Origin of the sequence: Nibrella saemangeumensis (assembly GCF_039541915.1) — a bacterium.
In the GTDB taxonomy this organism is placed as follows: domain Bacteria; phylum Bacteroidota; class Bacteroidia; order Cytophagales; family Spirosomataceae; genus Nibrella; species Nibrella saemangeumensis.
The window spans coordinates 196,904-209,441 of the sequence record NZ_BAABHD010000082.1 but is presented as its reverse complement, the minus strand read 5'-3'; the positions used below and the strand labels follow the sequence as shown (position 1 = coordinate 209,441).

At 51.2% G+C, this 12,538-nt stretch carries 6 protein-coding genes; 3 read left to right on the top strand and 3 right to left on the bottom strand.

The window, feature by feature from the left end; genetic code table 11:
- Positions 1 to 96: 96 nt before the first annotated feature.
- A complete protein-coding gene (locus ABD949_RS25940; RefSeq protein WP_345248535.1) occupies positions 97 to 1,539 on the bottom strand; it encodes an alpha-L-fucosidase in 1,443 nt (480 codons plus the stop codon).
- Between the two features lie 235 nt (positions 1,540 to 1,774).
- The gene (locus ABD949_RS25935; RefSeq protein WP_345248533.1) at positions 1,775 to 2,932 is read right to left on the bottom strand and encodes an ROK family protein; all 1,158 of its coding nucleotides are present in this window, start codon (positions 2,930 to 2,932) and stop codon (positions 1,775 to 1,777) included.
- A gap of 542 nt (positions 2,933 to 3,474) precedes the next feature.
- On the opposite strand from ABD949_RS25935, the gene ABD949_RS25930 reads away from it, so the two are divergent.
- A complete protein-coding gene (locus ABD949_RS25930; RefSeq protein WP_425576811.1) occupies positions 3,475 to 6,807 on the top strand; it encodes a SusC/RagA family TonB-linked outer membrane protein in 3,333 nt (1,110 codons plus the stop codon).
- A 19-nt stretch (positions 6,808 to 6,826) separates the two neighbouring features.
- Positions 6,827 to 8,425 (top strand): SusD/RagB family nutrient-binding outer membrane lipoprotein, encoded by a 1,599-nt coding sequence (locus tag ABD949_RS25925; protein ID WP_345248529.1) that lies wholly within the window; start codon positions 6,827 to 6,829, stop codon positions 8,423 to 8,425.
- Between the two features lie 72 nt (positions 8,426 to 8,497).
- Here the strand turns inward: ABD949_RS25925 and ABD949_RS25920 are convergent, their stop codons facing one another.
- Positions 8,498 to 10,108, bottom strand: a complete 1,611-nt coding sequence (locus tag ABD949_RS25920) for an FG-GAP repeat domain-containing protein (RefSeq protein ID WP_345248527.1) — start codon at positions 10,106 to 10,108, stop codon at positions 8,498 to 8,500.
- Between the two features lie 215 nt (positions 10,109 to 10,323).
- On the opposite strand from ABD949_RS25920, the gene ABD949_RS25915 reads away from it, so the two are divergent.
- Positions 10,324 to 12,474, top strand: coding sequence for a catalase (locus tag ABD949_RS25915; RefSeq protein WP_345248525.1), 2,151 nt, complete (start codon positions 10,324 to 10,326; stop codon positions 12,472 to 12,474).
- The last annotated feature ends 64 nt before the right edge of the window (positions 12,475 to 12,538 follow it).

The window sequence follows — 12,538 nt, the reverse complement described above, 5'->3', positions numbered from 1 at the left end:
ACAGCCATTAGCCCCCTTTTGCTGAACACGCCCGTTTGTAGGACCCGATGGTTTGCGCTGCCTCTCCGGAAGCTATGACGGCGGGTGCAGAGCCGTTTATTTTTGCTCCATTTTAAATACCCACGCTGGTTGACCAGCGAATTGCTGACGCGCCTTTTCCGGCAGTGACACGATCAGTCCTTCGGCCTTCCGTTGAGCGTTCAGTGGCTTGTTATACCCCAACAGGGTGACCCTAGCGCCTGACCCGGCCGACCGGTTTGTCAGGGTAATTGTCTCTGGTAAGCGCTCCCCCTCTTTTGGCAGATACGTCAAATAGGTAACCGGTCCTTTTTCGGTGTAGGCCCACTGGCCCTGCCGGTAGGGCGCTACGGGCTTGGTGCCGTAAATCGACTCTCCGTTAGTCGCCATCCACCGGCCGATTTCCTGCAGGCGCTGGTACGCTTCCGGATGCCATTCCCCGTCGGGACCGGGAGCGATGTTGAGCAACAGGTTACCATTCTTCGCGACGATATCCACCAGCGTCTGGATCAGACGGTGAGCCGACTTGAAGTTTTCTTTTGGAATATACGACCAGGAATTCCCCATGGTCATGCACGATTCCCAGGGTATGGGCATGTACTGATCCGGAATCGATTGTTCGGGGGTAACGTAATTTTCAAACTCGCCGGTCACGGTGCGGTCTACTACCAGCAAACCCGGCTGATGACTGCGCGCCATCCGGGCAATACGGGCCATATCAATATCCTGATCGTAGGGAATTGTCTTCTGCCAGCTAATGGTGGTGTCAATGGTGCTGGCCGGGCGTACCCAGCCGCCATCCAGCCACAGAATATCGACCTTGCCATAGCCAGTCATCAGCTCCTCAATCTGGTTGTAGGTAAAATCCTTGAATTTCTGCCAGCGGTCCTGGTAGCGTTTGGGCGAATAAGTCACATTCCGGTCTTTAGGCGGGAAGTACGGGTCCCAATAGGTTGGGGTGTTCCAGTCGGGCTTAGAAAAGTAAGCCCCCACCATGAAATTCTGATTCCGGAACGCATTAAACACCCCCTTAGCCACGTTGCTACGCGGATTCGTGGAGAACGGTGATTTGGTACTGGTGATTTTATAATCCGTCTGTTTGGTATCGAACATACAGAAGCCATCGTGGTGCTTGGTGGTAAAGACCACGTACTTCATGCCCGCATGTTTGGCGGCTTCAGCCCAGCGTTCGGGGTTGAACTTCGTGGGATTAAACGTGGTCTGCAGGTTCTCATACGCTTTCTTGTATTCGTACCAGTTGGCGGCATAGGGACCACGACGTTCGCACCAGCCTTCATCTTCGGGGCAGAGCGACCATGACTCTACAACGCCCCACTGACTATAGGTACCCCAATGCATCAGCAATCCGAATTTAATGTCCTGCCATTGGCTCAGCTTCTGCTGAACAAGGGGGTCTTTCGGTGGCACGTATTTAGCATGGTTCTGTTCGGAATGCTGCTGCGCCAGTGTCGTAGTCGCCAACAGAAGGCCGGCTATGCCGGTAAGCAAATTGTGTTTCATAAATGGCAATCTTGGTTGGAGCGTCAGGCCTTGGTTTAGTCCGCCGGGCGGGCGATTTCCGGGCTTGTCCAGGCGAAATAGGCGCTGAGGTGATCACTGGTATAGCGCTCATTATACACCGGCAACTGAACGCGGCTCACCTGAATCGGGCATTTGTTCAGCAGGGTATTCCTGTGCCTGTGCCTGGAGGCTGCCGGCCAGCAAGGTTGGCAGTAATACACTCTTATACATCTTCTTATTGACTATCAAGCACATGTTCCATCACATAGATCTGTACGCCGTAGGGCTTGGCCATTTCGCCCAGTTCCGACATACTGATCGATAAGTTATTTCGGAAGTCGGCAAAGCAGTATTTGTTAATGACCTGCTCAATGGGATTACTGATGAATTTGCCGGCTTTGGCCAGAACACCATTCACGACAATGGCCTCCGGGTTAAACAGGTGAACCGCCATTGACAAACCCCTGCCTAATTCCTTACCCAGGTCGTGAAGCAGGTCAATCGCAAACGCATCTCCGAAATTCGCTGCGTCGATAACGGTTCGGATGTCGATCAGATCAATATCCATGTCGGCCAACCGGGAGATCTGACCTTCCCGTAGCTGGCTTTTTACCCGTTTAACCACAGAAGTCGCCGACGCTATGGTGTCCAGGCAACCAATCTTACCGCATTGACAAAGGTCACCATCCGGTTTAACGGGTATATGCCCCAGTTCACCGGCAAAGCCCGATGCGCCCTGAAAGACTTCCCCATTCAGAATAACGCCTAATCCCATCCCACCCCAGTCGATATTTATGGATAAAGCGTGACGTTTTCCCCGTAACAGACCGAAGCGATGTTCGCCCAGGGCCGTTGCTTTGGAGTCATTCAGCAGATAAACCGGCCGAGCAAAATGCTTTTCCAGCTGTTCACCCAGCGAAGAATGGTTCGGGCTGAGATTCTGATAGGTATGATTAACCCCGTTGTCTGGGTCGACCAACCCAGGCATGGAGACTCCAACCGCGACGATCTCTTCTAAACGGACCGAGGCTTCGTCGAGTACCAGATCAACGCTGCCGAGCAGATTAGTCAGAAAGGCGGGATTATTTTCTAACCCAAGCGGAGTATCCCGCCGGACGATAACCTCATTCCGACAATTAAAAATGAAAATCTTGGTATCATGAACGGTAATATCCAGCACCAGCACAAACCGGTCCTCATTGTTCAGGGCATAGAGTGCCGGCTTGCGGCCAAACTGGGCATCGGCCGTCCCCACGTCTACAATCCACTTCTCCAGCATTAACTCCTCAATCAGCGCCGTAACAGAGGGAACACTCGCGTGTAGCGCCCGCGTCAGTTGCGCAATGGTGACGGTGCCGACTAAGTAAAGCTGCTGGAGAATGCTGCGCTTCATCCTGCCCTTTTTAAGGTTTACAACAGACTCTCCGTCTGTGGCAACTGGTCCGTTAGATGCTTTTATGGAAGTCAACATGGTTAAGAAAAAACGTCGATGGATACCTTATATATGAAAAGCTACCTTTTGTATAATAATACTACCATACCGCAAAAGCGCTTCACCTATTCTACCAGGTAACAAATTTTAAAATATTTTAATTAATAGACATAAAGATGGAAAAATATAAACAAAATTACCTAATAATCATCAAAAATATATCAATAGCATTTTTCTCATAAGTTGATAGCCCATCAGGGGGGATCAAAAAATTTGCACATCTATATAGATAAACCGCTGAATTTTAACAGTTTGATAAATTACATTTCAGACAGCCCAACGTATAACTTTTAAAAACTGTATCCAGGCAATCAGGAGTATTTAGCTTTAATCCTTAATATTTCCTGTATTTGATTATATTTTTTTATAAAAAAGAACAGATATTTTGATTTATTTTAAAAATATATAATCATTGTGTTAAATTAACTGTAAACCGTTAAACGATGAGAGAATGCAGAAGTAAATCTACTTTTTTGGCAACCTTGCTCTTGTTCTGCTGCCAGCTTGCCTTGGCTCAGCAGACCATCACCGGAAAGGTGACCGATAAAAACAAGGAAAGCCTGCCCGGCGTCAACATCCTTATTAAAGGAACCAACAAAGGAACTGTTACAGATGCCAACGGAAACTACAGCCTTAGCGCGCAGAGAGGCAATGTACTGCAATTTAGCTCGTTAGGGTTCGCTTCACAGGAAGTTACTGTCGGTGACGATAACACCATTAACCTATCCCTGGCCGACGATGACAAAACACTAAACGAGGTTGTTGTAACTGCTTTGGGCATTGCCAAAGAGCAACGGGCGCTGGGGTATGCTACCGCGGTGGTCAACAATGAAGCCCTGATCAAAACAGCGACCCCGAACTTCGCAACAGCCCTTTATGGGAAAGCGCCTGGCGTAACCATAAACTCCACGCCCGGTGGTGCTACCAGTGCGGTTAGCATCAGCATCCGCGGTTTGGCCTCTATCACGGGCAATACCCAGCCGCTCATCGTTATGGATGGTATCCCCATTCGGAACGGCGAAACTCGCAACAACGATTACTGGGGCGATCAGCGCATTCGCGGTAACGGTATCCTGGATTTGAACCCGGCCGATATCGAAAACATCTCAATCCTGAAAGGTGCGTCGGCGGCTGCGCTCTACGGCTCCGAAGCGGTAAACGGGGTAGTGCTGGTGACTACCAAAACCGGTAAAGGCAAAAAAGGGCTGGGTGTGGATTTCATGGCCAGCTACAGCGTCGACAAAATTGCCTATCTGCCCCGCTACCAGAATGTCAGAGGTCCCGGCTATATGCTGAACTACGCCAATGGCGGTCAGGATGACAATGGATTTATCTACTACGATACCGATGGAGACGGCAAGGGTGATACCCGCGGACTGCTGAACGCTACGGTTAACTTCGGCCCTAAGTTTGACGGTCAGCCGGTAATGGCTTTCGATGGCGTAGTCCGGCCGTACTCACCCTCCGGCAACAGCTATGCCGATTTGTTCCAGAATGCGAACAGTGCCAACATCAACCTGGCCGTTTCCAAAGTGATGGATAACGCAAACGTTCGTTTTTCATACACGCGGCAGGATAATGGCATGATCAGCTACGGCGCGAAAAACGAACGGAACATCATGAACCTGACGACCAGCTTTAACACCAGTCCAAAGCTGAAAACGGATCTGACGGTTAACTATATCAATCAGTATACGCACAATCGTCCGTATAAAGTAGATCGGATGATCAACAACTTTACGGGGATGATGAATCGCTTCGAAGCCGCTGACTGGTACTTCAATAAATACCAGACCAGCCAGGGATACCGGTATGTGACCGGAACCAACCAGAGTCTGACCCCTAAGGAGAACATTATCCGGAATGGCTTCAAGACAGACATCGCTGATTATGTGTGGAGCACCCGCGCCAATACCTACGACGAATACAGCAACCGCGTAATCGCCAGTGCTACCCAGACCTGGGATATTACCAAAGGCCTGATGCTGAGAGGCCGGGTAGGAACCGATCTTACCTCGGAGCGGATCGAAGATAAGCAGCGCAGCGCCATCCCGCTTGCGTTTGGGTACTCAGGCTCTTTCGGCATGAATAACAATCTCTACAGCAATGTGTACACCGACATTCTGCTCAGATATACCCATGCTATTAACGAGGATATTGCGGTAACGGCACAGGGAGGCTACACGGCTAATAAGATGCTGAACACGTTCATGAGCCGGTCGACAAACGGTGGTTTAAGTACTGAGAACTTCTTCGACGTATCGGCCTCGGTGAATACCGCCAACAGCAATACCAGCCGCGACCGCTACCTGCGGGATGCGTTTTTAGGTACCGTGAATTTCGATTACAAGAATTTCTTCTTTGTTGAAGGAACCATCCGCAGAGACCGCACCTCAACGCTGGCGAAGGGCAACAACGCTTTCGTTTACCCATCGGTAAACTCCAGCCTGGTTTTGAGTGATGTATTCCGACTGCCAACAGCTATCAGCTATGCTAAACTGAGAGCATCCTGGGGTATTGTAGGTAACTACCCCCTGATTTACAGTGCAAACAATGCCTACAACCAGGGTAACCTGGGGATTCAGCAAACGGGTGGCAGCTCGGTATTGTATACGAACATCAGCAGCGATTATGGCAACGACCGTATTCGCCCTGAGCAAAAGCGCGAATACGAGTTTGGTCTGGAGACCCGGCTATTCAGAAACAGGCTGAGCGTCGATCTGTCTTATTACAACGCCCAGATCGTAGACCAGATCCTGCCGTTGAGCATTGCGGCCACTTCGGGAGCAAGAACCATTCTGGCGAACATCGGTACCCTGAGAAACCAGGGTCTGGAACTGGGCTTAAACGTATCGCCAATACAAGCCAAGGATGCCAACGGACTGAACTGGGATCTGACCCTGAACCTGGCCCGCAACATGAATAAGGTCGAGAAACTGGCCAATAACTCAACCGAGTTGCTACACGCTGACTACGACGGAAACGCAGCTCAGTTACGGTCGGTAGTTGGGCAGCCGATGGGCGATATTTATGTGCATCCCATCCTGACCAATGCCAATGGACAAAAAATTGTAGGCCCGAATGGCATTTACCAACTGGACGCCAACACCTGGATCAAGGCCGGTAACGCCATGCCCAAACTGACGGGCGGCTTGATCAACAGCTTTGACTACAAAGGGGTATCGTTGTACGCGGTGGTGGACTTCCGGTACGGCGGCCACATCATGCCGACGGGTATCAACTGGTTAACATCACGCGGTTTGACCGAGGAAAGCCTTACGGCCATGGATGCCGAACACGGTGGACTTCGCTACTACAAGGATGCAGCCGGCAAAGGTATTCCGACAACGGGCAATGCCGGACCCAACGGGGAGAAAGTTTACAACGATGGTATGCTGATGGATGGCGTGCTGGCTAATGGTGAGAAAAACACCAACATTGTCTCGCAGGCGGTGTATTACAACAGCACCTACAACTGGGGAGGTCCTCAATACAGCAACTCGCGGTACGAATTATACGTCAAGGAGAACAGCTATGTCAAAATGCGGGAACTCTCGCTGGGCTACCGGTTGCCGGCAGGTCTTACCCGTAGAATTGGCACGCAGAACCTGACGCTGTCGGTGTTTGGCCGGAACCTGTTCTTCTTCTACCGGACCATCAAGGATCTGGATGCGGAACAAACCAACGCGGGTACGAGATGGGTAGATAACATTAACAACGCTGGTAACAACCCATCGTTCCGCACCATGGGTGTCATGCTACGGGCCAGCTTCTAATCATAACGCGATCATGAACATGAAAAAAATATCTTCTCTCCTTTTAGCCGGGCTGCTGTTTGCTAATGTATCGTGTAAGGAGTCTGAGTTTACGGAAGCCTATCCGAATCCGTCCAAGATTGCCGAAACGACCGTTGAAAAACAGTTTACGGGTGTTTTGTTCGCTCCCCGGGATTACATACTGCCGGGGTATCGGTACTACTTTGTGACGCTGCGAACCTCCCTGAACCATTACAATCAGGCAACCGGCTGGATCAATTCATCCGGGCAGTATGTGCCGGGTTCTTCAGGGATGGAAGACGTCTGGTACAACTATTACAATATGCTGGCTCAGTACCGTGAACTGCAGAAAGTATACGCGGCAAAACCAGCCGATCAGCAGGCCGACCGCAAAATATTCATGCTGGCGGCTGCGGTTTATGTGTACGACTATACGCAGAAAATGGTTGACCTGTTTGGTGCTATTCCCTTTAGTTCAGCGGGGATGCTCAGCACCAATGGTGGCGATTACAATGCGTCGGCTGCCAAATTTGATACCGCCGAAAGCATCTATGCGTTCCTGATGGATGACCTCAAGCGGATTGCCACTGAGCTAAATGGAATTACCCTGAACGCCGGTTATCAGAAATCGTTCCAGACGCAGGACTTCCTTAACAAGGGCGATATCACGGCCTGGAAGCGGTACTGTAACTCACTTCGGTTGCGGGTGCTGAACCGGGTATCGGATGTCGAAAGCTTTAAGGCCAGAGCGAATACCGAAATGGCTGAGATTCTGGGTAACCCTTCGACCTATCCGATTGTTGAAACCAACGCGCAGAACATCCAGATCAACGTGTATGATATCAACACGGATATTAATTCGAAAGGATTCCAGGATGGTATAGAGTCGGCGGGTTGGTTTGGAAACACAGCCAGCAAGGCAATCATTGACAATATGAATGCCAATAAAGATCCGCGTCTGCCGATTCTTTTTGAGCCAGGTGCCAATGCAGCCGGTAAGTACATTGGTATTGATCCCCTGGCCACGGAAGCGGCTCAGACCACGCTCTTTAATTCCGGTCAGGTGGCTATTTACAACCGCTTTACCCTGAGCCGTAACCAGTTCTTCCCTGGTATACTGATCAATGCTCCGCAGATAAACCTGATTAAAGCAGAGTACTATTTACGATCCGGAAATGATGCTGCAGCCAAAACGGCCTATGAAACAGCCATTGCCCAGTCGGTAGAATTCTACAATGGTATATTAGCGAAGACCAATGCGACAGGTATTACCGGTTCTACAATACCGGCTCCGGCCACAGCGGCTTCCATCAGCGAGTATATTGCCAGCAGTGGCGTAAGCTGGAGCGGTGCCACTACCAGCGCAGATAAACTAAAGTTGATTGCTACCCAGAAATGGCTGCACTACAACCTGGTTCAGCCCCTGGAAAACTGGGCCGACATTCGCCGGCTGGATTATCCGGTGTTAGGTTTCCAGGTTGACAACGCCAATAATCAAACGCTGCCTCCGGTCCGGTTTACCGTTCCGGGCAATGAAATCACTTACAACGCGGCTAATTATGCCGCCGTTAAGGCAACGGATAATCTGAAAACCAAGATTTTCTGGGATGTTAAATAAGGTACCTTAACTACGGTGAAGGTGATGGGAAAGAGGCAAGCCGATTGGTTTGCCTCTTTTTGTGAATGAATTTTATTTCCTCTGGTTTTCCAGCACCAGCAGTTGGGGAAACGTCGTAATACCTTTAAAGAGTAACTGGGTCATTTCGCCAAAAGAATGGAAATAGGAGCCTAACACCAGGTCAATGTCGCCGTCCTGATCGAAGTCGGCGGCCTCCATCGTTAACCATTTGCCAGTGGCAGCCTCGGGGGTGCTGAACGGTTTAAAGGTAAACCGGCCTTCGTTGGCCAGGTAAATAAAGCCCTGTTCCGGTTGCTCCAGGTCGGCGTAAAAAGCCGTAGCGGCAATGTCCAGATCCCCATCATTGTCAAAATCCCGGGCAATGGCCTTGCTGGCACCAAACATTGGGTGAAACCAGGCCTCCTTAAAGTTATTTTTCCGGTCGTTGAGGTAAATGCGTATCCCGTGGTAGTTTTTGTGAATGGCCGAATAATCCCAATTGTCGCCATTGGCCAGCAGAATGTCCGGAAAGTTGTCTTTGTTAAAATCAGCGAGTTCGATATAGCTGGAGCCAAACAGCGGGGAGAACCGCAACACCGTTTTTTCTTTGAACTCTCCTTTTCCCTGGTTATAAAAAATAGACACTTCCTCGCGCGCCTGAGCCATCAGCACCATAATGTCCGGCTTGTTGTCCCGATTAAAATCTCTTATGATAACGTTTCGGGCACCGGGAGCCGCTTTCAGCACATGTTCCTTAGCGGGATCAAATCCATCGTACCAGAACAACTTTCCTGCATTATTACCAAAACCGCAGATCACAACATCTTCCTTTCCATCGCCGTTCAGGTCGCCGGAGGCAAACTGGACAGGCCGGGGCAATCCCCGAATATTAATCGGCGCAGATTCCGGCCTGGATTGGCCCGGCCCTTCGTGGCCCGGCCTGGATTGGCCTGCTTTCGCCGACCGTTCCAGGGTCATCAGGCGGCCCAACTGTTGGTCCGACGGACGAAATATACCAATCGTGAGCAACCGGGGAGGGGCATTTTCGGGAAAGTCTATATCGGTAGGCGGGGTGTCAATCCACCAAGTATCCTTCGGTTTAAACTGGCCGTCGAGCACATACAGGGCATTCTGGGCATCACCAATGTAAAGCTGAGCGGTCTTTTTGTCGAATTTTAACAAGGTAGTCTGCGGCACCGGTTTGTCGCTCAGCACGAGGGCCTTCCCCCTGAATAAGGGAAGCTGACCGGTAATAGAAGCATGCGTTTTTTGCGGTAATGGATCGTCCGGGGCATTTTCTTCGTAGTAGCTGACAATCTTCTGCCAGTCGGCCACCGACAGCGCGGCCTGTTCGGGATAGATATTCAGGGCGCTAACGGCTTGTTCTTCCTCGGGTGAGAGCGGTTTCAGTGTATCCTGTCCGGGTATTTTAATCCCAAGCCGCATCCCCATATTAGGCAGAACGCCGGTAATCCAGGTCTTCTTGTCCAGTAACCCGGGCTCAGGAAATAAGTGACAGGTCCCACAGTACCGCAAAGCGAGTTGTTTGCCGGCGGCAGTAGAATCGGTTACCGCAGCTTCATTGCCCTGAGACCCACGAGTAGTATTACTATTATTAATGTCATAAAAAGAGACCATCCCAAGGGAAACAAAAAGAATCAAAGCTGTTTTGGGGGAAGGCATCGGACGAGTCGTTTACAATAATGGGTAAAGAAACTTATGCAAGTTATACGCTTTCAATAACACAAGTGTGTGCCAATGTCAGAAACGGTAAACGCCCGGTAATAAAATAATTCTAATAAGACTCTAATAACTATAACGTATAGAGGGGGTTATTTAAACAGGCAGCATCGACCAAATCTGCCCGACAACTCACTCGATAAACCCCAGTCTACGTTATGGAACACAACAAGAAGCCCTCTCCCGACCAGAATAAGGAAGAACAGTACCTCACCACCAATCAGGGTGTGCGCATCAACCACACCGACGACAGCCTTAAGGCCGGTGATCGTGGCCCTACCCTGCTGGAGGACTTCCACTTCCGGGAGAAAATGATGCACTTCGACCACGAACGGATACCCGAACGGGTCGTTCACCCCCGTGGCTCCGGAGCCCACGGTTATTTCCAGGTATACGAGCCCATGACAGCTTATACCAAGGCTGGATTTCTCCAGGACCCGGGCAAAAAAACCCCTGTCTTCGTCCGGTTCTCTACGGTGGTCGGCTTCCGGGGGTCTCCGGATACCGTGCGCGATGTGCGGGGCTTTGCCGTAAAATTTTATACCGAAGATGGTAATTACGATCTGGTGGGTAACAACATGCCGGTGTTCTTTATCCAGGATGCCATTAAGTTCCCCGACCTGGTCCACTCCATCAAACCGGAACCCCACCACGAAATGCCGCAGGCGTCGGCGGCCCACGATAACTTCTGGGATTTTATCTCACTGATGCCGGAGTCGATGCACATGATCATGTGGGTGCTGTCGGACCGGGCGCTGCCGCGCAGTTTAGCTATGATGGAGGGCTTTGGGGTGCATACCTTCCGGTTCGTCAACGATGAGGGCAAGAGCCGGTTTGTTAAGTTCCACTGGAAGCCGGTGGCGGGTATGCACTCACTGGTCTGGGACGAAAGCCAGAAGATTGCCGGTAAAGATCCGGACTTTAACCGGCGCGACCTGTGGGAATCCATCGAAGTGGGCAACTATCCCGAATTTGAACTCGGGGTTCAGATGATCGAGGAAGAGCAGGCGGATGATTTTGCCTTCGATATTCTGGATGCCACCAAGCTCTGGCCCGAAGAACTGGTGCCGGTCAGGATCATCGGCAAGATGACGCTCGACCGTAATCCCGACAATTTCTTCGCCGAAACCGAGCAGGTAGCCTTCCATCCCGGCCATGTTGTCAGCGGTATCGACGTCACCAACGACCCCTTGCTGCAGGGACGGCTGTTCTCCTATCTGGATACGCAACTGATCCGGCTGGGCGGTCCCAACTTCGCCGAAATCCCCATAAACCGCCCTCATGCCGAGGTGAACAATAACCAGCGCGATGGCTATATGCGCCAGACCATCAACAAAGGGCGCGTCAACTACTTCCCGAACTCGCTGGCCGACGGTCACCCGAAGATGGCTCCCGAAGAAGAAAACGGCTATGTTCATTATCCGGAACACGTACAGGGGCCGAAGATCCGGACACGGGGCGAAGGATTCCGTGACCATTTCAGCCAGGCTACCCTGTTTTATAACAGCATGTCGGCGGTCGAAAAAAAGCATATACTCGAAGCCTTCCTGTTTGAACTAGGGAAAGTAGAGACCATGGACATCCAGGAGCGCATGGTGCGGCTGATTGCCCATGTGGATGCTGATCTGTCACGGCAGGTAGCCGAAGGCCTCGGCCTTGACCCGCTGCCCGACCACGACATACAACAGATACAGGAGGACCTGCGGGCGCAGCGGGAACGGATCTGGCAGAACCGCAAAACGGTAGAGCGCTCGCCGGCGTTAAGTATGGAAAACACCAAAAAGGATTCTATCAAAGGCCGGAAGATAGCGATCCTGGCAGCCGAGGGAGCGGATGTAGAGCAGATTGTCAGCCTGAAGAACGCTCTGAAAGCCGAAGGAGCCAAAGGCGAGGTAGTATCCACCAGGCTGGGCAAGCTAAAGAACCTGGATGAGGTCAAGATCGACAAAACCTTCACCACCACGGCCTCCGTGCTGTACGATGCCGTATATGTGGCCGGTGGGGAAGACAGCGTGGAAAAACTGCGGATGCAGGGCGACGCCATCCACTTCATCAACGAAGCGTTTAAACATTGCAAACCCATCGGGGCCACGGCGGAGGGCATCAAACTGCTCCAGACCAGCTCAATCCGGGGCGTCAACCTGAATACGCCCGATGATAGCGGAGGACCGTTCGACGACGGTAGCACAAGCGATAATGGCGTAGTGAAGGCCGACTCGTACTCGGGTGACTTCTTCACCGCCTTCAAAGAATCCATTGCCCAGCACCGGCATTGGAACCGGGCCAAAAAAGATATGGTACCGGCCTGATTTCCTATTTCACCATTCACTATGAGCAGCGCCCCGCTCGTCCGCGTTGGTAACGCGAGACGGG